Raw genomic sequence first — 26,890 nt, 5'->3', positions numbered from 1 at the left:
TCCGTCTGGGCCTGAATGTTCGGCCGGTTGCCAGTTCCTGTGCCGGCGTCGGAGGAGCGCGCGGAATCCCGCAGCAGGGCGGAAGGCCCGGTGTCCCGTCAGCGCTCGTCCGGCAACCAGAACCGGGCAAGCGTACTCGTCGCCGGGTCGTCGGAGGCGGTCAGCGCCGACCACGGGTCGCCGTCGGCCGGCAATTCCTCGCCGGCGTACCCGGCCAACTCGTCCGGGGCGACCGTCCCGGCGACCGGCTCGGGCAGCGGCGGCGGCACCGCGTCGACCGGCTGGCCGAGCAGGGCGGGATCGGTCCACGGGAAGCCGTCGACCGGCTCCGGCGGTGCGCCGAGATCCGGCAACTCGGTCGGCTCCCACCAGGCCGGTCCGGTGTCGGCGTACGGGTCGAGGTCCGGGTCGGCGCCGACCGGCGGGTCCGCCGCGCCGAAGCCGACCTCGGCGGGCACCTCGGAATAGCCGTCCGGCCCGAACCCCGACTCCTCGGCCGGGTACGGGTCCGCCTCGGCGTACGGGTCGGTGTGCGGCCCGGTCGGCAGGTCGTCGTAGCCGAGCGGCAGCGGCGGGTCGGCGGGCGCCCCGGACAGGTCGCCGGGATCCGGGTCGGCGGCACCGAACCCCTCGACCGGGAAGCCGCCGTCGTCGGGCTGGTCCGGGGTCAGGTCACCGAAGTCCTCACCTTCCGGGCCGCCGAACTCCGGCTGGTCGGCGGACCAGCCGCCCCAGTAGTCAGTCATGTTCCCGCCCTCGGTCCTCGGTGGCCGGAGCCGGGGCCAGCGCCCGGGCCCGGACCAGCACCTCGTCGACCTGCTTGACCCGGGCCCGGACCGTCTCCCGCTCCGCCTGCGTCGCGGCCCGGCGCCGGGCCCGTACGGCGGTGTCCTCGGCCGCCGCCGCGTCGATCTCCGCGATCCGCTCGTCGAGCTGCCGCAGCCGGCGCTCGATCGCGTCATCCAGGGCGAGGGTCAGCGCGTACTGCAGGTCGGTGAACCGGTTGGTGATCTCGTCCGACAGCGCGGCCCGGGCGTCGGCGACCACCTCCCGCAGCCACATCCGGGCCTGCTGCCGGTCGGTGTGCACCCGGCGCCGGTACAGGATGAAGCCGCCGGCGGCGAGCCCCAGGCCGAGCCCGGCGAACGGGATCAGCAGGCTGCCACCGACCAGCGCGCCCGCGCCGAGCGCCGAGGCGCCGGCCATCGCGCCCCGGCCGGCCAGGAACGCCATCGACCCGGCCGACATCGCGATCATCATGTTGTCCGGGCCGCCGCCCTCCCGGCGCGGCTTGCTGGCCAGCGCGTGCCGCAGGGTCGCGTTGAGCCGCCCCAGCACGAACCGCAGTTCCTCCGGCTGGAACACCTCGGCGAGCACCCGCTCGCCAACCTGCCGGAACCGCACCTCCAGATCGTCGGAGAGCCGCACCGACAGCGCGTGCAACCCCTCGTCGACCTGCTGCGGCAGCCCCTTGAGCTCCTCGCCCCGGGCCTTGTCGATCCGGTTCAGGAACTCCTCCTGGAGGGTGCCGACGTAACCCCGGAGCAGCCCGGTCGCCTCCACCCGGGCCCGCTGCGTCTCGGTGCTCAACGCCAGCGACCACTGCCGCGACTCGGTGCGCTTCCGCGCCGCCAGCGCCGCCCGGTCCTGCTTGATCCGGGCCAGGTCCGCCGGATCGGGGTCGGCGGCCCGCAGCCGGTCACCGAGTTCCAGGTCGTACCGGATCAGTTCGCTGCGGACCGTACGCAGCAGGTTCGCCTGCCGCAGCAGGTGCCCCCGGCCGGCCACCCCGATCAGGGCGTGCTGCAACTCGGCGATCCGGGACTCCCGGATCAGCTCACCGGCCGCCTCCGCCGGCATCGTCCGGGCCAGCTCGGCCAGCCGGGCCGAGACCGGAAACCACGACGCGCCGCCGAACCGGGGTGCGTGGGCCTGCAACTGCGCCCGGTTGTCGGCCAGGATCGTCCGCCAGCCCGGGTACGCGTCGGTCTTGGTCAGCGCGAAGACCACCAGGTTGACCCGCTTGCTCGCCTCGATCAGGAAGTCGAGTTCCGGCTGGGCGAACGGGGCGGCGGCGTCGACCACGAAGAGCAGGGCGGTGGCCCGGGCCGCCGCGTCCAGCGCGATCTGGGCGTGCGCCGGATCCAGCCCGCCGGTGCCCGGGGTGTCGACCAGGCTGAGATATTGCAACAGCGGCGCCGGATGGGTCACCTCGATGTGCCGGGGCGGGCGCTGGTCGTCCGGCAGCCGGCCCAGCGGGGTGGCCCAGTCCCGCAGGTCGGACAGGCGCAGCGGCAGCGGGTCGCCCCGACCCGGCAGGAAGGCCCGGGCGCCGGCCTCCGGCCCGGGCACGAACTCCAGATAGCAGCAGGTGGCGACCGCGACGTCGACCGGTGACAGCCCGGGCACCCCGACCAGCGCGTTGACCAGGGAACTCTTGCCGCGCTTCGTCTCACCGACCACCACGATCGACGGGCGGGTCACCACCTGGCGGCGCAGCATGTCGACGTCGGCGGCGGCATCCGGGGCGACCTTGCGCAGGAACGCCAGCCCGCCGTCGACCGCTCCGCCCAGCGCCGCGCCGAGCGCCGCCTCCGGGTCCGCTCCACCGCGCTGCGCCGGCGCACCGGCCCCGGTGGCGGTACGGCCGGCGGTCACCGCGGGCTCCCCTCGGCGCGTACCCGCTGGGAGAGCAGGAAGAAGCCGCGGTGCGCCACCTGGGCCACCCGGGACTGCGCCGGGCTCGCCCCGGCGACCGCGTACACCCGCCACCGGGTGGCGGCCTCCAGCGCGGCCCGGGCCAACTGCTCCGGTGCGGCGGCCGGCAGGCTCAGGATCCATCGGGGGTCGGTGGAGAGCGCCAGCCGGGTCAGCTCCTGCTCCATCGGCTCCGGCAGCTCCACCGAGCCGGAGCTGACCAGCTGGGCCACCTCCAGCAGCCGCAGCCGGTGGTACTCCGGCTGTTGCAGCACCTGCTCGATCGCGTCCCGCAGCAGTTCCCGGTCCTCGGGCCGGGGAGCGTGGCTGGCCAGCTTCTCCAGGGTCGACAGCCCCCAGCCGGCCTTGATCGCGTCGGTACGCCACCGGAACGCCTGGTCGAGCGTGTTGCGCAGCCGGGGGAACCCGGACGCCTGGAACAGCAGCCGCACCAGGTCGCCGCTGGCCAGCTGCGGCTGGGCGGCGAACTGGGCGATGGCGAAGCCGATGCCGTACAGGTCGAGCAGCCGCAGCAACCGCTCCCGCTGCTCCCGGGGGACCGGGCAGTCCCGGGAGGTGAACAGGTCGACCGAGGCGAGCAGCACCGCCCGCTCGCCGGCCGGCAGCCGGGCCATCGTCCGCAGCGCCTCGCAGTCGGCGGCGGTCAGCCGGCCGGCCTCGGTCGTCTCGGCCAGCAGCCCGACGATCGGCACCACCTCGGAGACCACCCGGCGCAGCACACCGGTCTGGTCGGTGGCCAGCGGACCGGCCACCGGCCACGGGTCGGCCGCCCCGCCAACCAGCTTGTCCACCTTGTTGAACAGGCCGAGCGAGTTGATCGGGTTGCTGGCCAGCCGGGCCGAGACCGACCGGAACGCCTCCAGCGCCGCCACGTCGTCGTCCCGGACCGACTGGGTGAAGACGTAGACGATCGCCTCGGCACCGGCGATCGCGCCGGCCGAGTCGTCGTCGATGTTGTCGTCGAACGGGGCGGTCGCGGCCTCGAACAGGAACCGGCGGGCGCCCGCGCTGACCGAGGTGTTCGTCGAGGCGAGTCCCGGGGTGTCCAGCACCGTCAGGTCGCGCAGGTGGTCGCTGGTCAGCGTGACGTCGACGTAGGAGATCTGGGCGCGTGGCACGCCGAGCCGCTGCGGGATCATGCCGGCGTCGTCCAGCGGCAGGCTGAGCCGGCTGCCGTCCCGGCGTACCACGTCGACCCGGTCGGCGGTGCCGTAGCGGAACTGGGTGACGATCCGGGTGCACTCGCCCACCTCGGTCGGTGCCACCCGCCGGCCGATCAGCGCGTTGACCAGCGTCGACTTGCCGGCCTTGAGCCGGCCGGCGATCGCCACCCGCAGCGGCTCGTCGAGCCGGCGGCGTACCCCCGACACCTGGGTTCCGGTAGCGGCGCCGAGTCGGGGACCGACCTCGTCACAGAGGCCGGCGACCCGGGCGCTGAGCGGACCTGCTCCCATCGCTCGTCAGCCGGCGGTGCGGTCGGCGACAATGGCAGGAACCCGGTGGTGGAGCACGTTCATCTCGTCTGCTGTCCTTCCGACACGACGGCGGGGGCGGGCTGCCCCTGCCGGACATCACACTACGAATATCCTGCCGGCGCAGGATCCCATGTTCGTGCCACCGTCTTCCACGGTGGTCAGGCGTCGACCCGGGCGGGGGAGGGACAGTGCGGCACGCGTCGGTCGGTGATCTGCCCGACCAGTTCCGACCGGCCGACCTGCCGGACGGCGGGCCGGTCGGCGATCAGGCCCCGGACGTCGTCGCGGCCGGCTCCGGCCTGCTCACCACCCCCGGCCTGGTGGTGCTGCACAGTGGACCCGGTGGCGGGCGCAGCACCGCGCTGCACCGGCTCGGCGCCGCCTTCCGGGGGCCGGTCTTCGCCGGTGGCGGCCTGGCCAGCCTGCCCGGCGAACCGGCGTTCGCGCTGGCCCGTGCGGTCCGGGTCCGGCTACCCGGGCACGATCCGGCACTGCTCGCCGAGGCGGTCCGGTCCCGGGTACGCGGCGGCCTGCTGCTGCTGGACGACCTCCAGTGGGTCGATCCGGCCACCCTCGCCGCCCTGGTGCCGCTGGCCACGCACTGCCGGATCGCGGTCGCGCTGCGTACCCCGCACCGGCTGCCGACGGCGGCGGTGACGGCGCTGCGGGCCGTCGCGGCGGGCTGGCTCGCGGTGCCGCCGCTGACCGTGGAGTCGGCGACCGCCCTGGCCGGGCGGATAGCCCCCGGGCTGGGCCCGTCGACGGTCGCCGACGTGGTCCGGCGGGCCGGTGGGGTGCCGCTGGCGGTGGTGACCCTGGCCCACCAGGCGGCCGCGCAGCGGGCGGCCGGGGTGCCCCGACCCGGCGGCACCGGCGAGCGGCGTCCGGAGCCGGTGCCGGCGGACCGCGACGCCGACCAGGTCGGCTACGCGGTGGCGGCGGCGCTGGCCGACCTGACCCGGCCGGCGCGTACCACGATGGCCGCACTCGGGCTGCTCGGCCGGCCGGCACCGGCGGGCGTGCTCGGTGCCGGGGTCGACGAACTGCACGCCGCCGGCCTGGTCACCGTCGAGCAGGGCGGCGCCGCGCTGGTCGCCCCGGTGTCGCCGTACGTCGCCGAGGTGGCCGCCGGGCTGCTCGACGAGACCGGCCGGCAGGCGCTGCACCGGCGCCTCGCCGAGCTGGTACCGCCGGCCGAGGCGGCCCGGCACCTGGCGGCGGCCGGTGACGGCGCGGCGGCGTACCGGCGGGCGCTGGACGTGGCAGCCGACGCCGACACCGCCGGTCTGCGCGCCGAACTGCTGCTGCTCGCCTGCGCGCTGCCCGGCGTCGAGCCGGAACCGGCGGTCCGGGTCGACGCCGCCCGGGCCGCGCTGGCCTGCGGCCGGCCCCGGGCCGCTGCCCGGGTGTTGAACACCGGCACACCGCTCGGCGTCGACCCGGACCTGCTGCGGGCGGAGGCGCTGGTCCAGCTCGGCGACCTGGCCGGCGCCCGGTCGGCGGTGGCCCGGGTACCGGACTCGGCCACCCCGGAGCAGCTCGCCGCCCGGGACCGGATCGTGCTCCTCGCCCAGCTCGACGCCGACCCGGCCGAGGCGACCCGGGCGGCGGCCCGGATCACCGCCCGGCACGGCCCGGAACCGGCGCACCCGGGACTGCGGGCCGCGCTGGCGGCGGTACGCGCCGCGAACCGCGCCCCGGGCTGGGAGTCGACGCTGGCCTCGGCCGCCGCCGCGGCGGGTACGGCCGGTGATCCGCTCTCCGCCCGGTGGAGTGCCTGGCTACTGGTCGAGACGCTGCTCGCCGACGGCCGGCTCGGCGAGGCCGGACAGGCCGCCGAGGCGGCCGAACACGCCTGCGCGGCCGACCTCGCCTACAGCTGGCAGACCCGGTTCCTGGCCGCCCGGCTGTGGTGTGCGGCGCTGCGCGGCGGGCTGCCCGCACTCGACTCCGGCACGGTACTCGACCCCGACGAGGCGCTGCGCCGGGCGGCCGACCTGACCGACCGGACCCTGCCCCGGCTGGCCCGGGGCTACGCCGTGGCCGCCGCCAGCCTGGTCGAGGCGGACGGCGGCCTGCTCGGCCCGGCCCGGTCCCGGCTGGCGGCCACCACCGGCGGCTCCACCGGCGCCGACGCGCTGCTCGACTGGGTGAGTCGGGAGGCGGCCTGGCTGGACGGCCAGCCGGACCGGGCCGGCGGAGCATCCTCCGGCGGCCCGCCGCTGATCGACGGGCTGCGCCGGATCACCGCCCGCTGGGCGGCGTACGACGGCGCGGATGCCGGCCCCGGTCCGGGGCTGCCCGACGGTGCGGTGACCGGAGTTCCGCCGGAGCCGGCGCCGGTGTGGCAGACCCTCGCCGCCTGGGACACCCCGGGCGGCGACCCGGCCGGCTTCACCCGGGCCGCCGACGGCTGGCGGGACCTGGCGGTCCGCGAGGAGGTGCGCTGCCTGCTCGCCGCCGGCCTGCACGAACCGGACCCGGCCCGCAGCGTCCCGGTACTGCTGACCGCCGAGGAACGCGCCGAACGCGCCGGGCTGGTCGTACTGCTCGGCCGGATCCGCCGGGCGCTGCGCCGGCACGCGGTACGCCGCGACGTCCGGGGTGCCCGCGCCGACGGCGACCTCACCGACCGGGAACGTGAGGTGCTCCGGCTGGTCGCGGCCGGCGAACCGACCCGACGCATCGCCGGTCAACTGGGTATATCCGCGGAGACGGTGGAGACCCACGTCCGGTCCGGGATGCGCAAGCTGGGCGCCCGCACCCGTACCGAGGCCGCGGCCCTCGCCCTGGAGGCGCTGTGACTGGTGCTGGAGGTGCAGCGTGACCGACCCGCCGCGCTACGTCGTACCGTCGGCGACCGACGCGACCACGGTGCTGCGCCGACTGGCCCGGGACGGGTGGTCGACCCGGGAGGGGTTCGCCGTCGCCGAGCCCGGCTGGGACCTGGCCGCCGCCCGACTGGTGCTGTTCGGCCGGGTACCGGACGCCGACACGGTCCGGCTGGCGGTGCTGGCCGCGGCCCGCGGCGCCGGGGTGGTGGCCATCGTGGACCCGGCCGGCGAGGTTGGCCGGGCACTCGTCGATGACCTGAGCCGGCTCGGGCCGGTACACCGGGATCCGGACGAGGTGCCGGAGTCCGAGACCGAGTCGGTGGTGAGCCGGCTGATCCCCGAGCAGCGGGCGCTGCTGGAGCGGCTCGCCGACGGCGAGACCATCGCCGCCGCCGCGGCGGCGGAGTTCCTGTCGCTGCGCACCGCGAACCGGCGGATCGCGCAGGCCCGCGAGGCGCTCGGGGTGCGGACCACCCGGGAGGCCGTCCTCGCCTACCTGCGGCAGCGCCGCTCCGGCTGACGGGCGCCGGGTTCGGATTTCGGGTCCCGGGTGGCGGGCCGCTGAAACTCAGGCGCAGCCCCAGCTCTCCTGGACCTGGATCGTGACCGGGACGCTCTGCGTCTGCAGCCCGTCCGACGCCGTCAGCACCGGCCGGTACACCCCGAACGGTAGCGGCGGCAGGGTCATCGCGATCAGATTGAGCGCGGTGTGACCGTCGCTCGATCCGGGCGGGATCGGCGAATGCGGCAGGCTCGTGGTCGTGCCGGCAGGCAGGTTGCGGGCTCCGACCTCGATGGGGGTCGACCACTCTCCGTCGATGGTGATCCAGAAGTACGTCCACCAGGACTCGCCGGCCGGGATGCAGATGCGCTGGCCGATGTTCGTCAGCTGCCAGCCGCCCGCCGAGGTGGTGGTACCCGCCGCGGCGGCCGGCTGGCCGGCGATCAGCGCCAGGGTCAGTGCGGTGACCAGCCCGAGCGCCATCCGAGCGGCGCCGAAGGTCGATCGCAACATCGAAGCCTCCCCAAGCTCGTTCGACGGGCGGCTCACACCCACAGCATTGTCGTCACTCGAATCGCCGCCCTGAACCCGGCAGCCTACGGCTGTCGTCTCAGAGAGATATCAGAAGCAGTCGAAGCCGCCGAGAAGTCGCCTGTTGATAACTTTCGCGGCATGACACAGGGACTCGGATTTTTGCTCAAGAAAGCGGTCTTCGCGCTGGCCTTGGCCGTTGCGTTTGCTGCCGCAGGGGCGGTGAACGCGGGCCCGGCGCTGGCCGGGCCGGCTCCGGTACCGGCGGAGCAGGCTCGGGCTACCGTGGCAGAGCCGCTCGTAACCGGATGCAACGGAAATCTACCGAGCGGATGGCAGTACAGGTCGTCGTTCCGGTACTGCGCGGAGTGCAGGTTCGCCGGCGAAGCATGGGAATACACCGGAAACTACCTGGCCCACTGCCAGACGTACGGGGATGGTTATCGGCTGTGGACATTCTGTACCGCGTGCCGGAACGACGATTCGACACCGGATGGGCGGCCGGTTTCCCTCGGCACCGTACGAGCACCGGTCCCACCGCACCGGACACCCTCAGCAACGGTGAGCGACACGGGCCGCTGAGAGCCGGGTTGACCTGTCCCGGCCCCACGTGACCGGCGCGGGGTTCGCTGTCCGCTCGCCGATGCCTAAATGGCTGGCCGGGCATCGCCGCGCTGCGTACCGTTTTCGATCACCAGGTTGCTTGTGGTCGGGGGTGGATCATGCGGGTGCCATACCCTCGCACCCCGCACCTGCCCTGGTCGCCCGGGGTGGCCGCCGACGACCTGCGGGTCGGGGACCTGTCCGGCCTGCGCGGCCGGGAGGTGGTGGTGACCGAGAAACTCGACGGCGAGAACACCACCCTCTACCGGGACGGCCTGCACGCCCGCTCGCTGGACTCGGCGCACCATCCGTCCCGGGCCTGGTTGAAGGCGCTGCACGGCCGGATCGCCGCCGGGTTGCCGGCCGGGTGGCGGATCTGTGGGGAGAACCTCTACGCCCGGCACTCGATCGGCTACCAGGATCTGGCGAGCTGGTTCTACGCCTTCTCGGTCTGGGCCGGTGACCACTGCCTGGACTGGGACCGGACGGTTCGGGTCACCCGGCGACTCGGCCTGCCGCTCCCGCCGGTGCTGTGGCGGGGCACCTTCGACGAGCGGGCGCTGCGTACGCTGCGGCTCGACCCGGCCCGGCAGGAGGGTTACGTGGTCCGGACCGTCGACGGCTTTGCCCGCGCCGAGTTCGCCGCCCGGGTCGCGAAGTGGGTACGCCGGGACCACGTACGCACCGACGCGCACTGGATGCTGGCTCCGGTGGTGCCCAACGGCCTCGGCCCGCACGCCGCACTCTGGCAGATGCGGTCGGGCGGCCCGGCGGACGTACCCGCGCTGTTCGCCGCCACCCTCGGCGGCGCCGACACCGGAGACGACGGCACCACCGGTGCCGGCGGGACGGTCGAGCGGGCCGAGGAGGTCGTCGCCGACGTCCTGGCCCGACTCGACCTGCTGGGCCGCTGCGGTGACCCGCGCCTGGCCGGGGTGCTGGCCGCCCTCTTCGCCCAGACCCGCCGGCCGGGGCTGGCGGCCCGCCTGGTCGCCCCGCTCGGCATGCCGCTGGCGCGCCGGGTCGCCGACCTGGTGGAACTGCACACCGGCCCGCACCGGCCGTTTCCCGACGAGGCGCGCCGGGCCGGCCTGATCCGGCTCGCCGACGCGGCCGACGTCGGCGTCCTGCACGCCGTCGCCGCCGCGGTGCTGACCGGCCGCGAGGACGCCGCCAGCGCCGAGGCGCGGGAGCAGGTCGCCTGGTCGGAACTGCACGCCGACGAGGCCGGCCTGCTCGCCGAGGCGCCGCTGCGACCGCTGCGGGCCGAGCTGCGTACGGCGCTGCGCGGGTGCGACCCGGAGGCGGCGGACCGGTGCTGGGCCGAGGCCCGCCAGGCGTACGCGGACGGCCGGATCGGCACGCCGGAGCAGGCGCCGGCGGCGACCTGGCGGTGGCGGTCGGGGCGCTTTCCCCGGCTCGTGCTGACGGTCGGGCCGGCCGGCAGCGGCAAGAGCGGCTTCGCGCGGCGCCTGCCGGGGGTGGCCGGGATCGTCTCCCTCGACGAGCTGCGCCAGGCCCGGGGGTCCCGCGCCGACCAGCGGGCGAACGCCGAGGTGCTGCGAGCCGGCCTGGACCGGCTCGACGCCCTGCTGGCCGCCGGCGGGACGGTGGTCTGGGACGCGACCGCGCTGAACCGGCAGCAGCGGTCCCTGGTGCACGCCGTGGCCCGCCGCCGCGACGCGCTGACCACGCACGCGGTGCTGCTGGTCCCGGACGACGTGCTGGCCCGACGCAACGCCGACCGGGCGGATCGGGTGCCGCCGGAGGTGCTCGCCGGCCAGCTCCGCCGGTTCCGCCCGCCGCTGCCGGGGGAGGCGCACCGCACCTGGTACGTCGGGCCGGACGGCACGGTCGGCGACGTCGCCGGCAGCCTCGCCGACGAGGAGCCGGAGAACCCGGCCGGCGGTGCGCCGGTGTTCGGCGAGGTGGGTTGAGCATGCGGACCAGCGAGGAGATCTACCACCGGATCCGCTGGGATCCGCGGTTCGACCCGGCCCGGTTCGTGCTCGGGGTCAACGTCCGGGGCACCGACCCGAAACGGATTCCGCTGCCCGCGTTCACCCCCGGCGGCGACATCCCGTGGCACCGGGTGCTGTTCATCGAGGCGGACGGCGAGGTGGTCTGGGACCGGGCCACCGGCCTGGACCGGATCGACTCGACACCGGCGGGCCGCAGCCGGCGGCCCCGGCTGCTCCGGGCACCGTCCTTCACCGCCGGCACGCCGTTCCGGTGGTCGGCCGGACCGGATGGCCGTTCCGGGATGCCGGCCGCCGGCTGGCGTGCCGCACCCGCGCCGGCCGGCGGCGTACCGCTGCCCGGCCCGGCCCGGCTGCGGGTGCTGACCTGGAACACCCTCTGGGACCGGTACGACAGCGACCGGATCGACACCGCCCGGCGCCGGCCGCTGCTGCTGGCCGCGCTCGAACACGCCGACGCGGACGTGATCGCCCTCCAGGAGGTCGAAGCCGAACTGCTGCACCTGCTGCTGAACGCCCCATGGGTCCGCGCCGGCTACACCCTGGACACCGACCCGACCGGTCGGGACGTCGACGACACCGGGCTGCTGCTGCTCAGCCGCCTGCCGGTCCGGGAGGCCGGCCGGCACCCGCTCGGCCCGCACAAGGCGGTCGCGGCGATCACCGTGGAGTCCGCCGCCGGGCCGCTGGTGGTGGCCGGTACCCACCTGACCAGCGACCACGCCGACGGCGGGGCGGCCCGACGGCAGGTCGAACTGGCCCGGCTCGCCGAGGCGCTGGCCGGGATCGACGGCCCGGTGGTGCTGGTCGGCGACTTCAACGACGACGGATGTGGCCCCGGCGTCCTACCCGAGGTACGGGACGCCTGGTCCGAGCTGCACGGGCCCGCCGACCGGACACCGACCTTCGACCCGCTGGTCAACCCGTTGGCGGCCGTCTCGTCGCTGTCCGGCCGGGCGGGCCGGCTCGACCGGGTACTGCTGCGCGGCACCGGACTGCGCGCCGGGGCCGCCGCCCTGCTCGGCACCGCCCCGGCCTCCGTCGACGGCCTGTTCGTCTCGGACCACTACGGCGTCACCGTGGACGTCGTCGTCCACGGCTCGACCGACCTGGCCGGCGTACCCGGCGATCCGGCCGCACCCGTCGGGATCGAGCCGGAGCCGGAGAGCGTGCACCCGCCGCCGGTGCCGGGGCACCGCGGCGCCGCACCGGCCAGCCCCGGCGTACCGGCGCAGTCGGCTGCGGACCCGCTGACCCGGCGGGTGGTGTCGGCGCTGCGGGACGTCCTGCCGGAGGCGGTGCCGCACGTCGTCGGATCGCGGCGGCTCGGCTGCGCCCTGCCCGGCGCCGATCTGGACCTGGTGCTGGCGCTGCCGGGCGCGGTCGAGCTGTCGGCGGTCGAGGCCCGGGTGCGGGCCGCGCTGCCGGCCGCGACCGGGCTGCGCCAGGTGCGCGGCGCCCGGGTGCCGGGCCTGCGGCTGCGCGTCGACGACCGGGACGTCGACCTGGTGGTGGTCGCCACCGGGGACGTGCCGGCGACGGCGGCGGTGCCCCGCCGGGCCGCGCTGGACACGGCGGCGGCGGTCGCGCTGAGTGCGGTCAGCGACGCCGAGGAACTGCTCGCGGCGGTACGCGGGCACCGGTCGGCGTTCGTCGGGCTGGCCCGGCAGGTGAAGGCGTGGGCGCGGGTACGTGGACTCGACTCGGCGCCGTTCGGCGGGCTGCCCGGGCTGGCCTGGACGGTCCTGGCGGCCCGCACGGTACGCCAGGCCGACGATCTTTCCCCGGTCCCGCTGTTGCGGCGGTTCTTCGCCGACTGGGCGGCCTGGGACTGGCGCGAGCCGGTCGCCCTGCACCCGTCGCCGGCCGGCCCCGCCGGACCGGACGGCTGGCCGGCCCCCGTCGACTCCGGCGCCGACGAGCCACCGGTGCGGATCCTGACGCCCAGTGCACCGGTCCGGTCCTGCTCGGGGCAGGTGTCCGCCGCCGGTCGGGACCTGCTGACCCGGGAGCTCTACGCCGGGTGGGAACTCCTCGACGCGGCGGGAGCCGCCCCGGAGCCGCCTCCCGAGTTGTCGTCGCCGCCACCGCTGCACCGCCGGCACGCCGCCTGGGCGGTGCTGACCGTACGGGCGGTACGGGGCGAGGCGTTCAGCGTGACGCTCGGCCGGGTCCGGGGCCGGGTCCGGGCCCTGCTCGCCGCCGTGGAGCGGGCCGGGGCAGCGGAGCCGCACGCCTGGCCGCGCCCGTTCGAGCGGACCCCGGAGCGGATCCGGTACGCGATCGGCCTCGGTCCGACGCCGCCGGCTCCGGTCCGGCTCGCCGAGGAGGTCGCGCCCTGGACGGCGGGACTGCCCGGTGCCACCGTGGACTGGCTGCCCGGCGGCGACGTGCCGACCCTGCGGTGAGCCGCGCGCACCGAACCCGGGCACGCTGCTCCCGCCGCCGGGAACACCGTGCCCGGCTCAGCCGCCGGCCGCGTCGTCGAGGCGGGGACGGCGGTGCTGGCGCCGGGTTTCGGTGGGCCGGGTCGGGTCGACGTACCGGGGCCGATCGGGTTCGTCGTGACGCAGCGGCGCCAGGGCGACGGTGAGCGCCTCGATGATCGCGTCGGTGGCCCGGGCGGCGGCGCCGGGGCTGATCGGGTCGATCCCGGTCAGGTCGACGGGCCGACCGAAGTGCACCCGGATCACCGGCCGGCGAAGCATCGCCCGGCCAACCGCCCGGAGCATGCCGGCCGGTGCGGCGTACGGCAGCACCTCGTGCGCGCCCCACTGGGCGACCGGCACCACCGTGGCGCCACTGGCGAAGGCGAGCCGGGCGGTGCCGGTCTTGCCCCGCTCGGGCCACATGCCGGGGTCGAGCCCCATCCGCCCCTCCGGATAGACCAGCACCACCGAGCCCTGGGCGACGGCCGCCGCCGCGTGCTCCAGGGCGAGTCCGACGGTCGGGGTACGCCGGTCGACCCGGATGTGTCCGCTGGCCCGCATCGCGGAGCCGACGATCGGGGCCCGGAAGACCCCGCCGGTGGCCATGATCCGGGGCGCGATCCGGCGTACCCGGCAGGCGGCGGTCAGCACCACCGGGTCGAACGGGTTGAGGTGGTTGGCGGCCAGGATCAGCGGGCCGTGCCGCAGCTCGTCGGGCACGTCGCCGGTGACCCGCAGCCGGGCGAGCAGCCCGACCACGCCCCGGGCGAGGACCTGGAGGAAGAGCCAGAAGCGGGGGGCGCGCCAGGGCGCGGCGGTGGTGGTCTCCATCAGGCGGTCGATCGTCGCACGCGCCGGCCGTCCGGGAGGCCCGGGGCAGGGGGTGTCGCGCCGGCCGGGACGCGGTGCACCGCCGCCGGCTGCCCCGGGCCCGGTGCCCCGGCGTGGCGTCGGAAGCGCCGGGCAGCCGAGCAGGACCGCGACGGTGACCGGCAGACGTGATCGACCTCCCAGCGGCACCGTCTACGACGACAGGTAGTATTTACTACGTCCGGTAGTACATACCTGGGGGTTTGCCGTGGACGCGCTCGACGTCGCCCGGTGGCAGTTCGGTGTCACCACCGTCTACCACTTCCTCTTCGTACCGCTGACCATCGGGCTGTCGGTGCTCGTGGCGATCCTGCAGACCCGCTGGCACCGCACCGGGGAGCTGCGCTACCTGCGGTTGACCAAGTTCTACGGCAAGCTCTTCCTGATCAACTTTGCCATGGGTGTGGTCACCGGCATCGTGCAGGAGTTCCAGTTCGGGATGAACTGGAGCGACTACTCCCGCTTCGTCGGCGACGTCTTCGGTGCCCCGCTGGCGATCGAGGCGCTGCTCGCGTTCTTCCTCGAATCCACCTTCCTCGGCCTGTGGATCTTCGGCTGGGACCGGCTGCCCCGCCGGATCCACCTGGCCACCATCTGGGCCGCCGCGCTCGGCTCGACGCTGAGCGCGTACTTCATCCTGGCCGCGAACTCCTGGATGCAGAACCCGGTCGGCTACCGGATCAACCCCGACACCGGCCGGGCCGAACTCACCGACATCGTCGCCGTACTCACCAACAAGGTCACCCTGGTCACCTTCCCGCACACCCTCGCCGGCTGCTTCCTGGTCGCCGGAGCACTGATGGTCTCGATCGCCCTCTGGCACCTGCGCCGCCCGACCGGCAAGGCCGGCAAGCAGGCCGCCGAGCGGCAGAGCCCGGCGGCGGGGGAGGACCGGGCAGCGTTCCGGTTCGCCGCCCGGTTCGGCGCCTGGGTCACCCTCGCCGCCGCGGTCGCCGTCGTGATCACCGGCGACCTGCAAGGCAAGATCATGACGCAGGTGCAGCCGATGAAGATGGCCGCCGCCGAGGCGCTCTACACCACCGAGCAGCCCGCCTCGTTCTCCGTACTCACCGTCGGCAGCCTGGACGGCAGCCGGGAACTCTTCGCCATCAAGATCCCGTACCTGCTCTCCGTGCTCGGCACCGGCGACCCGAACGGGCAGGTCCGGGGAATCAACGACCTCCAGGCCCAGTACGTCGCCCAGTACGGCCCCGGCAGCTACACCCCGGTCATCCCGGTCACCTACTGGAGCTTCCGATTCATGATCGGCTTCGGGTTGGCCGCCGCCGCGATCGCCGCGTGGGTGCTCTGGGCGCAGCGCCGCGGCCGTACCCCGAACTCCCGCTGGCTGGTCCGGGCCGGCCTGGTCATGCCGGTCCTGCCGCTCGCCGCGAACTGCTTCGGCTGGATCTTCACCGAGATGGGCCGGCAGCCATGGGTCGTCTTCGGCGAGATGCTCACCCGCGACGGCGTCTCCCGCAGCGTCTCGCTGGCCGAGGTCCTCACCTCGTTCACCGCCTTCACCCTGGTCTACGCCACCCTCGCCGTCGTCGAGGTCCGGCTGCTGATCCGGTACGCCCGCGCCGGCCTGCCGGACACCGCACCGCCCGCCGCGCCCGAACCCGACACCGACGACGAGAACCGCCCCCTCGCCTTCGCCTACTGACCCGGCGGCGCCACCCCGCCGCACCCGCAGCCCGCCCACGACCGACCCGACCGGAGTCCACGATGGACCTGCCCACCTTCTGGTTCCTGCTCATCGCCGTGCTCTTCACCGGCTACTTCATCCTGGAGGGCTTCGACTTCGGCGTCGGCATCCTGCTGCCCGTGCTCGGCCGCGACGACCGGGAACGCCGGGTGCTGATCAACACCATCGGGCCGGTCTGGGACGGCAACGAGGTCTGGCTGATCACCGCCGCCGGCGGCCTCTTCGCCGCCTTCCCCGGCTGGTACGCCAGCCTCTTCTCCGGCTTCTACCTGCCACTGCTGCTCGTGCTGCTCGCCCTGATCTTCCGAGGCGTCGCCTTCGAGTACCGGCACAAGCGCCCGGAGGCAGCCTGGAAGGCCCGCTGGGACCTCGCCATCTTCCTCGGCTCGCTGATCCCCGCCGCGCTGTGGGGGGTCGTCCTCGGCAACCTGCTGCGCGGCGTACCACTGGACGCGCGGCACGACTACACCGGCGGACTGCTCGACCTGCTCAACCCGTACGCGCTGCTCGGCGGGGTGACCACGACGGCGCTGTTCGTCACGCACGGCGCCGTCTTCCTCGCGCTCAAGACCACCGGTGAGATCCGGGTCCGGGCCGGCCGGCTCGCCGCCCGGGCGGCCACGGCCACCGCCCTGGTCACGGCCGCGTTCCTGGCCGTCGGCCTGACCATCCGGCAGACCCCGGCCGCCGTCGGGCTCGCCGTGGCAGCCGCGCTCGCCCTGGTCGGGGCGCTGGCCGCCACCCGGGTACGCCGGGAGGGCTGGGCCTTCGTCGGCACCGCCGCCGCGATCGGGCTGACCGTCGCCGCCCTGTTCGCCGCGCTGTTCCCGACCGTGCTGCCGTCCACCGCCGACCCGGCCGGCACCCTCACCATCGACAATGCCGCCTCCAGCGCCTACACCCTGAAGGTGATGACCTGGGTGGCCGCCTTCTTCGCCCCCGTCGTCCTCGCCTACCAGGGCTGGACCTACTGGGTGTTCCGCAAGCGGATCGGGGTCGCCAACATCCCCCGGTGACCCACCCGCCGCGACGTAACCCGCGAGTTGAGACTTTTCCGCGCCCATCACCGGCACTGCCCGCACCCGTTCACTCGAAGTCTCAATAAGGACTTCAATGAAACAATTGAAGCGAAAGGCTCAGTCACGGCACCGACTACTCGTAACCGTCGAAAGGCACCCCGATGGGACAACTCCCGATCCGGTTCATCCGGGTCGCCGACGTCGCCCGGATCACGCCGCGGATGGCCCGGATCACCTTCACCGGCGACGACCTCGCCGACCTCCACCTCGACGGACCCGACCAACAGGTGAAGCTCTACTTCCCCAGACCCGGGCAGCGCCGCCCCCGGCTGCCCGAACCCGACCCCGACCTCTGGCGCTGGTACGCCGGCTTCGCCGACATCCCCGAACCCGCCCGCCCCTGGACCCGCAGCTACACCATCCGGGCACACCACCCGCACGGCAACCTGATCGACATCGACTTCGTCCTGCACGAGCACGCCGGCCCCGCCACCCGATGGGCCGAATCCGCCACCCCCGGCGACACCCTCGGCATGTTCGGCCCGTCCGCGGTCTTCGCCCGCCCCGTCCCGATCGGTGGCACCGACTGGATACTGCTCGCCGGCGACGAGTCGGCGCTGCCGGCGATCGGCACCATCGTCGAGGCGCTCCCCGCCGGCACCCGCGCGCACGCCTTCGTCGAGATCCCCGACCCGGCCGAGGAGCAGCAGCTCGACACCCCGGCCGACCTCACCCTGCACTGGCTGCACCGCGGCGACCCGCCGGCCGCACACGGCAGCCGGCTGCTCGACGCCGTACGCGCCGCGACCTTCCCGGCCGGCTCCGTCTTCGCCTGGCTGGCCGGCGAGGCCGGCACCGTACGCGCGCTGCGCCGGCACCTCGTCGACGACCGGGGCCTGCCGAAACAGTCGATCGACTTCACCGGCTACTGGCGGCGGAACCTGACCCAGGACGACGACCCGACCGACGAGGACCTCGCCGAGGCACGTGAACGCCTCGCCTGCGCCGAAACCACCACCACCGGCACCCGGACCGGATGAACCCCGCCGGGCCGGGTGCCGGTGGGATCGGCACCCGGCCCGGCGGACCGTCAACGCAGCGGAACCGTCTGCGCCGACCCGCTCGACGGCGTCACCCGCAACTCCACCGCGGCCGCCGGCAGCAGAGCCGCGTCCCGGCCCGCATCCCGCCAGCCACCGTCGCCGTCGACCCGGTAACCGAACGCCGCCCCCTCGGCGGCCACCACCGTGCCCTGCCCGTCCGGCAACCGCAGCCGCACCGGCAACCTCGCCGACCAGTCCGCCACCGCGCTCGTCACCGGCCGCAACGGCCCAGCGACCGGCCCCAGCAGCGCGACCACCCGAGACGGATAGTCGTCGTACTGCACCGTCGTCACCATCAACAGCCGGCCGTCCGGAGTGACCCCGTACACCGTCAGCAGCGGAGAGCCGTCACTGGTGTGCATGCCCCACCGGTCGTAGTAGTCGGCGAGCGAGTCCGGCTCGTTGACGTACCGCTGCACCAACTCCGACGGCTTGCCCCACACCCTCTCCGCACCCGGCAACACGTGATCGCGCACCGGGGGAGCAGGCCGGTCCCGCCCCCCCGGGAAAAGGATCTCCGAGGCGTTGCTGAGGTACACCTGGTCCCTCAGCCCACCCAGCCGGCGGAACGCAAGAGTGATCTTCGCCCGCTGCGCCGGCACCTCCAGCACCGCCGCCCCGTCCCGGAACGGCACCGGCACGAACGTCCGCAACACCCTCCCATCGGCGGCGAACCGCAGATCCCGGGAGAACTCCACCGGCCGCCCCACATCCAGCACCACCAGCACGTCCCGGTTCTCCCCGAGCAACGCCGCCTGCGAGTTGCCGTCCATACCGTCCTCGTCGACCTGCTCCACCGTCATCACCCGCAACCGGTCCCCGACCGACTCCACAAACGCGGCCACCGCCGCCAGCCGTGCCCCACCCGGCTCCGACACCACCGGATGCTCGGCGGTGCGCTGCATCACGAACGCGGCCGGCCCCGCCGGAGTGCTACCCGCCCACACCACGTGCGGCGCACCCCGTACCCCGGTCTCGGTATCCGCCATCGCGCGCCGCCACACCGCTAGCAGCCGCCGCACGAACACCTCGTTGCCCGCCAGATCACCCCGGGACGGCCGGTCGAACAGCGGCGCCGCGACCTCGACCCGGCCACCACCGCCCCATTGGAGCACCCCGCCGGTCGACGCCGCCCCGACCACCAGCAGACCGGCCGCCAGCACCCCCCGCCTGCGCACCACCCGCCGCCGCCCACCCCGGCGCACGTCGTCGAGCAGGCCGGGCGGCTCGCTCAGGTGCGCCGTCGCCCGGTGCAGGACCCCCCGCACATCCACGTCGTCGATCGTCATCACGAACCTCCGGAACCGTTGGAAACAGACAGGACGAGACCGGTCCCGGCCAGCGCCGCCCGCAGCCGCGCCAACCCCCGCGCGGTGTGGCTCTTCACCGCACCCTCGGAACAGTCCAGCGCGGCGGCGACGTCGGCGACCGACAGATCCTCCAGAAAACGGAGCACCACCGCGGCCCGCTGCCGGTGCGGCAACGCCCGCAACGCCGCGACCACCGACTCCCGGACCAGCACATCCTCGGTACGGTCCGGCGTCGACGGGTCGAAATCACCCAGCGCCCGCTCCGGCCGCCGGGCCCGCCGCCGCCACCGGCTCGCCGCCCGGTTCACCAACGCCCGCCGCGCGTACGCCTCCGGCACCGTCCGCACCCGCCGCCAACGCAGATAGACCTGCTCCAACACCTCCTGGAGCAGGTCCTCCGCCTCATGCCGATCACCCGTCAGCAGGTAGGCGACCCGTAACAGCGCCACCGACCGCGTCCGGACGAAGTCGTCGAACTCCGCACCACGCGACTCTCGCATCCACCCTCCCGGTCTCGTCGCCTCCACAGACGCCGCGGGAAGCCGCGAGGGTTACCGCCACCACCACCGAACTCGACCCGACCCCGCCACCACCACCCTCAGCCCGGACCAACCACCATCAGCCGAGATCGACCACCGGATACAGCGGATAACCTGCCAGCAGATCCGCGGCCTGCCCCGCCACCCGCTCGGCAACCGCCCGATCCAACACGTACCGGGCCTTCGACGGCGCGCCGTCCGGCCCGACCCCCGGCCGGGTCTGCGACAGCACCGTGTGCAGCAACCCGGCGACCTCGTCCATCTCGGCCACCCCGAGCCCCCGGGTCGTCAACGCCGGCGTACCGACCCGGATCCCGGAGGTGTACCAGGCGCCGTTCGGGTCCCGGGGCACCGAGTTCCGGTTCGTCACGATGCCGGCATCCAACAGCGCCGCCTCCGCCTGCCGCCCCGTCAACCCGTACCCCGACACGTCCACCAGCAGCAGATGATTGTCCGTACCACCGGTCACCAGCTCGGCTCCCCGCCGCAACAACCCCTCCGCCAGCGCCACCGCGTTCTCCACCACCCGGCCCGCGTAGGCCGCGAACTCCGGCCGCCGCGCCTCCGCCAACGCGACCGCCTTCCCGGCCATCACATGCGGCAGCGGGCCGCCGAGCACCATCGGGCAGCCCCGGTCCACCTGGTCGGCCAGCTCCGGCCCGCACAGCACCATGCCGCCGCGCGGCCCCCGCAACGACTTGTGCGTCGTCGTGGTCACCAGATGCGCGTACGGGACCGGATCGAAGTCACCGGTGAACACCTTCCCGGCCACCAGCCCGGCGAAGTGCGCCATGTCGACCAGCAGCGTCGCACCGACCTCGTCGGCGATCTCCCGCATCAGCCGGAAGTTCACCCGCCGCGGGTACGCCGAATAGCCGGCCATCAGGATCAACGGCCGGAACTCCCGGGCGACCCGGCGCAGCTCGTCGTAGTCCAGCAGCCCGGTCTCCGGATCGGTGCCGTAACTACGCTGGTCGAACATCTTGCCGGAGATGTTCGGCCGGAAACCGTGCGTCAGATGCCCGCCCGCATCCAACGACATGCCCAACATCCGCTGGTCACCCAGCTCCCGCCGCAACACCGCCCAGTCCTGGTCGGTCAACTCGTTCACGTGCCGGACCCCGGCCCGTCGCAACGCCGGTGACTCCACCCGGTCGGCCAGCACCGCCCAGAACGCCACCAGGTTCGCGTCGATCCCCGAATGCGGCTGCACGTACGCGTGCGCCGCTCCGAACAACTCCCGGGCATGCTCCGCCGCGACCGACTCCACGGTGTCGACGTTGCGGCAGCCGGCGTAGAACCGGCGGCCGATCGTGCCCTCCGCGTACTTGTCGCTGAGCCAGTTACCCATCGCCAGCAGCACCGCCGGGGACGCGTAGTTCTCCGAGGCGATCAACTTCAACGACTCGCGCTGGTCGGCCAGCTCCGCCCCGATCGCGTCGGCGATCCGGGGCTCGACCGCACGCACCACGTCCAACGCCGCACCGAACGCGACCGACTCCGTGGACCTCGTGCCGAGTGGGGACACCTGATTGGCCATGGAAACCTCCTGGGCAGGAAAAATTGGCCCAGGCGCACGGCACACGTCACTCGACGGGACCGCTTCCCGATGGTTGACCCCATCCCAGCACGCCAGTCACGGTCCGGGCCGAGCGTACCAACCCGCCCGGCCCGCAGCGACCAACCACGCCAACCCGCCGCCCCGATCCGACCGCCAGCCCCGGCCGGCGCCGCGAGCACGGCCAGCCGAGGCTGCACGCCGACGGCTCAGCCCGCGTCGCGCAGCTCCGCCAACCGCGCCTCGATCTCCGCCAGCTCGGCCCGCAACTTCTCCGCCTGCTGCTCGGCCTCCCGCCGCTCCACCGCCATGATCTGCTCCACCGCCTCGTGCACCCCGGGGACATCGATCAGCGCCACCATCTTCAACGCCTCGGCCGGCTTGATCACGTACGGCTTCGCCAGCGACTTCGTGCCCTGCGTCGCCGCCAGCGTCCACTCGCCCTCCGCGTACGTCAGGGTGACCGTCAACCCCGCCGGCCCCTTCGGCTTCACCGCCTTCGTCGCCCGACGGGCCGGCTTCGCCTCGCCCTCGCCGTCGGACGGACGGGCCGGGGGAGTGTCCACTGCGGTCACTGCTGCCTCCTCGCGGGAAGCCGAAACCGGCTCCCTGACAATCTTGAACTCTGGTTCGGCGGCCGGCTCGGGCTCCGGCTCCGGCTTGACCGCCGCCCGCCGGGTCGCACCCTTCGGCGCGACAGCCAGATCGGTGGGGGAGAAGGGCAACTCGTCCCGGCCGAACCGGACCACCACCCACTCCTCGGACACCTCCGGATCGGTCAACTCCACCACCTGACCGAGCTGACCGGCGATCTGCCCCGCCGCCTCGGTGAACATCACCTTCGGCTTGCGGCCACCCGCCAACGCGTCCCTGATCTGCTGCAACTCCTCGGTGGACAAGCCCTGTTCGGCGGTACGCGCGGCAGCCATCGGATCCCTCTTCCGTACACCTGTTTGATTCATGACTTACTACCAGTCCGGCCCGACAACGTCGAGACGGACACACCGGTCCGAGATCAACAAAACCGCCGCCCGGTCCCGGCCACCTCCGCCGCGCCCACACCTGGCAGGATCGCCAGCTACCGGACCCGCGACAACCGCACCGCCACGCGCCGGCACACCCCGGCCCCGACCCGGCAGCCGGGGGAGGCGACAACCGAGGGGAGAGGCCCATGACGCCGCTGACGGTGGTGACCGGCGGCAGCCGAGGAATCGGCGCCGCGACCGTACGACACCTCGCCACCGCCGGACACGACGTCGTCTTCTGCTACCGCCGCGACACCGAAGCCGCCGACGCCGTACTCCGCGACATCGCCACCGCCGGACGCCAGGGCCTGGCCGTCCGCGCCGACACCACCGACCCCGACCAGGTGCTACGACTCTTCGACGAGGCCGGGAAGCTCGGCGAACCCACCGGCCTGGTCAACAACGCCGGAGTGACCAGCCCGATCGGCCCGTTCCAGGACCTGACCGTCACCGACCTGCGCCGCGTCGTCGACGTCAACCTCATCGGCTACGTCCTCTGCGCCCAGCAGGCCGCCCGCCGGTTCGGCTCCGGCGGGGCGATCGTCAACGTCTCCTCGGCGGCGGCCACCCTCGGCAGCCCCGGCGAATACGTGCACTACGCCGCCGTCAAAGCCGCCACCGACACCCTCACCGTCGGACTGGCCAAGGAACTCGCCCCCCGAGGCATCCGGGTCAACGCCGTCTCACCCGGCATCATCGACACCGAGATCCACACCATCTCCGGGGTACCCGACCGGGCCCGCCGGGCCGCCGGCCGGGTACCGCTCGGCCGCGCCGGCCGAGCCGACGAGGTCGCCGCCGCGATCGTCTGGCTGCTCGGCGACGCCGCCTCCTACACCACCGGCGCGGTACTCCGGGTCGCCGGCGGCATGTAGCCCCGTCCCGACTCCTCCAGGCGGCGCCGGAACGGCCGTATCGGCAAGACGTCCTGGTGGGACGCCAGCCGCGCTGGGCAATGTCGGCACCTTATGGCACGATTTCGCAGGTGAGCAGCACACCCGCCGAGGCACAGCACCTTCGCGACCTCGTACGGCTGCGTCGGGTCCGGGACCGGATCGACCGGGAGCACGCCCAGCCGCTGGACGTCGAGGCGCTCGCCCGCGGCGTGAACATGTCCGCCGGGCACCTCAGCCGCCAGTTCCGGCTCGCCTACGGCGAGTCGCCGTACGCCTATCTGATGACCCGGCGCATCGAGCGCGCCATGGCACTGCTGCGGCGCGGCGACCTCACCGTCACCGAAGTCTGTTTCGCGGTCGGCTGCCAGTCGCTGGGCACCTTCAGCACCCGGTTCACCGAACTGGTCGGTGTACCGCCGAGCACCTACCGGGCCCGGACGGCTCAAGCGACCGGGGAGATGCCACCGTGCATCGCGAAACAGGTGACCAGACCGATCAGGAATCGAGAAGCGCAGGTCGGGCAGCCGCATCTAGCGTGATGGCCATGGACATCAGCATTCACGCGGCCTTCCTCCCGCACACCGACCCGGACGCCGCGCTGGCCTTCTACCGCGACACCCTCGGCTTCGAGGTCCGCAACGACGTCGGATACCAGGGGATGCGCTGGATCACGGTCGGCCCCGTCAGACAGCCCGAGACGTCCATCGTCCTGCACCCGCCGGCCGCCGACCCCGGCATCACCGACGACGAGCGGCGCACCGTCCTCGAAATGATCGCCAAGGGCACCTACACCGCCATCACCCTCGCCACCGACGACCTCGACGGCGTCTTCGACCGGCTCCAGGCCAGCGGCGCCGACGTCGTCCAGGAGCCGACCGAGCAGCCGTACGGGATCCGCGACTGCGCCTTCCGCGACCCCGCCGGCAACCTGATCCGGATCAACCAACTCCGCTGACCCGGACAGCGTCGGTCGGGCCGGTACCCCGGCGATGCCACCGACCGGGGCGGACCCGCGTACCGTTGTCGCGACCACGGAGCAGAGAAACCAGACAAACGACTCCAACCGGTCGGAAAGCGTCAGGCGACGCCGCCGGAGACCGTGCGGCGGCCCGCCACGAAGGGAAGAAACGGAAGCATGGCCACCAGCACGGACACCCCACCGCCCGCGCCACACGTCGCCGACAGCCACGACCTGATCCGCGTGCACGGTGCCCGGGAGAACAACCTCAAGGACGTCAGCGTCGAGATCCCGAAGCGCCGGCTGACGGTCTTCACCGGCGTCTCCGGCTCCGGCAAGAGCTCACTGGTGTTCAGTACGATCGCCGCAGAGTCGCAGCGCATGATCAACGAGACGTACAGCGCCTTCGTGCAGGGCTTCATGCCCACACTGGCCCGGCCCGAGGTCGACGTACTCGACGGGCTGACCACCGCGATCATCGTCGACCAGGAGCGGATGGGCGGCGACCCCCGCTCCACCGTCGGCACCGCCACCGACGCCAACGCCATGCTGCGGATCCTCTTCAGCCGGCTGGGGGAGCCGCACATCGGCTCGCCCAGCGCCTTCTCCTTCAACGTCGCCTCGGTCCGCGCGAGCGGTGCGATCACGGTCGCCGGCAAGACCACGAAACAGACCTACACCCGCACCGGCGGCATGTGTCCACGCTGCGAAGGCCGGGGCAGGGTCTCCGACATCGACCTCACCCAGCTATACGACGACTCCAAGTCGATCGCCGAGGGCGCCTTCACCATCCCCGGCTGGAAGTCGGACAGCTGGTGGACCGTACGCACCTACGCCGAGTCGGGCTTCCTCGACCCGCACAAACCAATCCGCGAGTTCACCAAGCGGGAAATGCAGGACTTCCTCTACCGGGAGCCGACCAAGGTGAAGGTCGAAGGCGCCAACCTCACCTACGAGGGTCTGATCCCCAAAATCCAGAAGTCGTTCCTCTCCAAGGACCGGGAGGGGATGCAGCCGCACATCCGCGCGTTCGTGGACCGCGCCGTCACCTTCACCATCTGCCCCGAGTGCAGCGGCACCCGGCTCAGCGAGGCCGCCCGGTCGTCACGGATCAAGGGGGTCAACATCGCCGAGGCGTGCGCGATGCAGATCAGCGACCTGGCCCAATGGGTCCGCGACCTCGACGAACCGTCGGTGGCGCCGCTGCTCGCCTCGCTACGGCAGACCCTCGACTCGTTCGTGGAGATCGGGCTCGGCTACCTCTCGCTCGACCGCCCGTCCGGCACCCTGTCCGGCGGCGAGGCGCAGCGCACCAAGATGATCCGCCACCTCGGCTCCTCGCTCACCGACGTCACCTACGTCTTCGACGAGCCCACCATCGGCCTGCACCCGCACGACATCCAGCGGATGAACAACCTGCTGCTACGGCTCCGCGACAAGGGCAACACCGTACTCGTGGTGGAACACAAGCCGGAGACCATCGCCATCGCCGACCACGTCGTCGATCTCGGCCCCGGCGCCGGTACGGCGGGCGGCACCGTCTGCTTCGAGGGCACGGTCGAGGGGCTACGGGCCAGCGGCACCATCACCGGCCGCCATCTCGACGACCGCGCCGCCCTCAAGGAGACGGTGCGCAAGCCCACCGGCCGGCTTCCGATCCGCGGCGCCACCGCCAACAACCTGCGCGACATCGACGTCGACATCCCGCTCGGAGTGCTGGTCGTCGTCACCGGCGTCGCCGGCTCCGGCAAGAGCACCCTCGTACACGGGTCGATCCCGGCCGGCGCGGGCGTGGTGTCGATCGACCAGGGCGCGATCCGCGGCTCGCGACGGAGCAACCCGGCGACGTACACCGGACTGCTCGACCCGATCCGCAAGGCGTTCGCGAAGGCCAACGGGGTGAAGCCGGCGCTGTTCAGCGCCAACTCCGAAGGCGCCTGCCCCAACTGCAACGGTGCCGGCGTCATCTACACCGACCTGGCCATGATGGCCGGCGTCGCCACCACCTGCGAGGAGTGCGAAGGAAAGCGGTTCGAGGCATCGGTACTCGAATACCACCTCGGCGGCCGCGACATCAGCGAGGTACTCGCGATGTCGGTGACCGAGGCCGAGGAGTTCTTCGGCACCGGCGAGGCACGTACCCCGGCCGCGCACGCCATCCTGCACCGGCTCGCCGACGTCGGACTCGGCTACCTCAGCCTCGGCCAGCCGCTCACCACGCTCTCCGGCGGGGAGCGGCAGCGGCTCAAGCTGGCCACCCACATGGCCGACAAGGGTGGCGTCTACGTCCTCGACGAGCCGACCGCCGGCCTCCACCTCGCCGACGTCGAGCAACTGCTCGGCCTGCTCGACCGGCTCGTCGACGCCGGCAAGTCGGTCATCGTCGTCGAGCACCACCAGGCGGTCATGGCACACGCCGACTGGATCATCGACCTCGGTCCCGGAGCCGGCCACGACGGCGGCCGGATCGTCTTCGAGGGCACACCCGCCGATCTCGTCGCCGCTCGCTCCACCCTCACCGGCCAGCACCTCGCGGACTACGTCGGCCGCTGACCGAGAGCCCTCTGCGGACACCGCGAGCGGAGCGGGGACACGCTCACGAGCGGCGCAATCTCTGGAATGGGGCCGGCGTCGACGACTACGGCGACGCCGGCCCGGAGGACTCCCGCACCGGCCGTCGACGCGTGACGCGCGATCCGCAGGGCCACTTCTCCCGGCTCGGCGCCAGGTCGATAATCTGCATTATGTCAACTAGCGATCTCCCGGACCCCTCCACGGGGGCGGCAGGGCCGGGAAATCGGTGGCACGCGAGGCCGCCCGGCGACGACTCGTC

At 73.6% G+C, this 26,890-nt stretch carries 20 protein-coding genes and 1 riboswitch; of the genes, 11 read left to right on the top strand and 9 right to left on the bottom strand.

Going from position 1 to position 26,890, the window contains the following annotated elements; all coding sequences use genetic code 11:
* Window positions 1-98: 98 nt before the first annotated feature.
* Genes AAH979_RS25810 through AAH979_RS25800 form a run of 3 tightly spaced genes read right to left on the bottom strand, consistent with a single transcriptional unit; the run spans window position 99 to window position 4,172 of the window.
* A complete protein-coding gene (locus AAH979_RS25810) occupies window positions 99-746 on the bottom strand; it encodes a hypothetical protein (protein ID WP_346260711.1) in 648 nt (215 codons plus the stop codon).
* On the bottom strand, window positions 739-2,658 hold the full coding sequence (locus AAH979_RS25805) for a dynamin family protein (protein WP_346260710.1): 1,920 nt from the start codon (window positions 2,656-2,658) through the stop codon (window positions 739-741). Before AAH979_RS25805 ends, AAH979_RS25810 begins: the two co-directional genes overlap by 8 nt.
* Window positions 2,655-4,172 (bottom strand): dynamin family protein, encoded by a 1,518-nt coding sequence (locus AAH979_RS25800; RefSeq protein WP_346260709.1) that lies wholly within the window; start codon window positions 4,170-4,172, stop codon window positions 2,655-2,657. Before AAH979_RS25800 ends, AAH979_RS25805 begins: the two co-directional genes overlap by 4 nt.
* Window positions 4,173-4,381: 209 nt before the next feature.
* Between AAH979_RS25800 and AAH979_RS25795 the strand changes: the two genes are divergently transcribed.
* Window positions 4,382-6,997, top strand: coding sequence for a LuxR C-terminal-related transcriptional regulator (locus AAH979_RS25795; RefSeq protein WP_346260708.1), 2,616 nt, complete (start codon window positions 4,382-4,384; stop codon window positions 6,995-6,997).
* 19 nt (window positions 6,998-7,016) lie between these two features.
* A complete protein-coding gene (locus tag AAH979_RS25790) occupies window positions 7,017-7,547 on the top strand; it encodes a LuxR family transcriptional regulator (protein WP_346260707.1) in 531 nt (176 codons plus the stop codon).
* A gap of 48 nt (window positions 7,548-7,595) precedes the next feature.
* On the opposite strand, the gene AAH979_RS25785 is transcribed toward AAH979_RS25790, so the two are convergent.
* Entirely contained in the window at window positions 7,596-8,042 is a 447-nt protein-coding gene (locus AAH979_RS25785) for a DUF5980 family protein (protein WP_346260706.1), read from the bottom strand.
* 746 nt (window positions 8,043-8,788) lie between these two features.
* Here AAH979_RS25785 and AAH979_RS25780 point away from each other — a divergent pair.
* Entirely contained in the window at window positions 8,789-10,600 is a 1,812-nt protein-coding gene (locus AAH979_RS25780) for an RNA ligase family protein (protein ID WP_346260705.1), read from the top strand.
* 2 nt (window positions 10,601-10,602) lie between these two features.
* Window positions 10,603-13,050 carry a poly(A) polymerase gene (locus tag AAH979_RS25775; protein ID WP_346260704.1) on the top strand — a complete coding sequence of 816 codons (2,448 nt, stop codon included), beginning with the start codon at window positions 10,603-10,605 and terminating at the stop codon, window positions 13,048-13,050.
* A gap of 57 nt (window positions 13,051-13,107) precedes the next feature.
* Here the strand turns inward: AAH979_RS25775 and AAH979_RS25770 are convergent, their stop codons facing one another.
* Window positions 13,108-13,902: a lysophospholipid acyltransferase family protein gene (locus tag AAH979_RS25770; protein WP_346260703.1), complete on the bottom strand. Its 795-nt coding sequence runs from the start codon at window positions 13,900-13,902 to the stop codon at window positions 13,108-13,110.
* Between the two features lie 247 nt (window positions 13,903-14,149).
* Here AAH979_RS25770 and AAH979_RS25765 point away from each other — a divergent pair, with 247 nt between their 5' ends.
* The 3 genes from AAH979_RS25765 (at window position 14,150) to AAH979_RS25755 (ending at window position 17,708) form a co-directional block, all read left to right on the top strand.
* Window positions 14,150-15,607 (top strand): cytochrome ubiquinol oxidase subunit I, encoded by a 1,458-nt coding sequence (locus AAH979_RS25765; RefSeq protein ID WP_346260702.1) that lies wholly within the window; start codon window positions 14,150-14,152, stop codon window positions 15,605-15,607.
* Between the two features lie 62 nt (window positions 15,608-15,669).
* Window positions 15,670-16,665: a cytochrome d ubiquinol oxidase subunit II gene (gene cydB, locus AAH979_RS25760; protein WP_346260701.1), complete on the top strand. Its 996-nt coding sequence runs from the start codon at window positions 15,670-15,672 to the stop codon at window positions 16,663-16,665.
* 164 nt (window positions 16,666-16,829) lie between these two features.
* Window positions 16,830-17,708 carry a siderophore-interacting protein gene (locus AAH979_RS25755; protein WP_346260700.1) on the top strand — a complete coding sequence of 293 codons (879 nt, stop codon included), beginning with the start codon at window positions 16,830-16,832 and terminating at the stop codon, window positions 17,706-17,708.
* Window positions 17,709-17,758: 50 nt separating this feature from the next.
* Here AAH979_RS25755 and AAH979_RS25750 read toward each other — a convergent pair whose 3' ends face one another.
* The 4 genes from AAH979_RS25750 to AAH979_RS25735 form a co-directional block, all read right to left on the bottom strand.
* Window positions 17,759-19,060 carry a hypothetical protein gene (locus AAH979_RS25750; protein WP_346260699.1) on the bottom strand — a complete coding sequence of 434 codons (1,302 nt, stop codon included), beginning with the start codon at window positions 19,058-19,060 and terminating at the stop codon, window positions 17,759-17,761.
* Window positions 19,060-19,581, bottom strand: coding sequence for a SigE family RNA polymerase sigma factor (locus AAH979_RS25745; RefSeq protein WP_346260698.1), 522 nt, complete (start codon window positions 19,579-19,581; stop codon window positions 19,060-19,062). The genes AAH979_RS25750 and AAH979_RS25745 overlap by 1 nt, the downstream gene beginning before the upstream one ends.
* A gap of 118 nt (window positions 19,582-19,699) precedes the next feature.
* The gene (locus tag AAH979_RS25740; RefSeq protein ID WP_346260697.1) at window positions 19,700-21,160 is read right to left on the bottom strand and encodes a glycine hydroxymethyltransferase; all 1,461 of its coding nucleotides are present in this window, start codon (window positions 21,158-21,160) and stop codon (window positions 19,700-19,702) included.
* 19 nt (window positions 21,161-21,179) lie between these two features.
* Window positions 21,180-21,270: riboswitch (ZMP/ZTP riboswitch) on the bottom strand.
* A gap of 117 nt (window positions 21,271-21,387) precedes the next feature.
* Window positions 21,388-22,107, bottom strand: coding sequence for a hypothetical protein (locus tag AAH979_RS25735; RefSeq protein WP_346260696.1), 720 nt, complete (start codon window positions 22,105-22,107; stop codon window positions 21,388-21,390).
* Between the two features lie 242 nt (window positions 22,108-22,349).
* Between AAH979_RS25735 and AAH979_RS25730 the strand changes: the two genes are divergently transcribed.
* From AAH979_RS25730 to AAH979_RS25715, 4 genes are all read left to right on the top strand, one after another.
* Complete coding sequence (locus AAH979_RS25730) at window positions 22,350-23,078, top strand: SDR family oxidoreductase (RefSeq protein WP_346260695.1); 729 nt, start codon at window positions 22,350-22,352, stop codon at window positions 23,076-23,078.
* Window positions 23,079-23,188: 110 nt separating this feature from the next.
* Window positions 23,189-23,638 carry a helix-turn-helix transcriptional regulator gene (locus AAH979_RS25725; RefSeq protein ID WP_346260694.1) on the top strand — a complete coding sequence of 150 codons (450 nt, stop codon included), beginning with the start codon at window positions 23,189-23,191 and terminating at the stop codon, window positions 23,636-23,638.
* A 5-nt stretch (window positions 23,639-23,643) separates the two neighbouring features.
* Window positions 23,644-24,054 (top strand): VOC family protein, encoded by a 411-nt coding sequence (locus tag AAH979_RS25720; protein ID WP_346260693.1) that lies wholly within the window; start codon window positions 23,644-23,646, stop codon window positions 24,052-24,054.
* Window positions 24,055-24,234: 180 nt separating this feature from the next.
* Window positions 24,235-26,610: an excinuclease ABC subunit UvrA gene (locus AAH979_RS25715; RefSeq protein ID WP_346260692.1), complete on the top strand. Its 2,376-nt coding sequence runs from the start codon at window positions 24,235-24,237 to the stop codon at window positions 26,608-26,610.
* Window positions 26,611-26,890 lie beyond the last annotated feature (280 nt).

Source organism: Plantactinospora sp. ZYX-F-223 (assembly GCF_039649625.1).
Lineage (GTDB): Bacteria > Actinomycetota > Actinomycetes > Mycobacteriales > Micromonosporaceae > Plantactinospora.
This window is presented reverse-complemented; position numbering and strand designations above follow the sequence as displayed.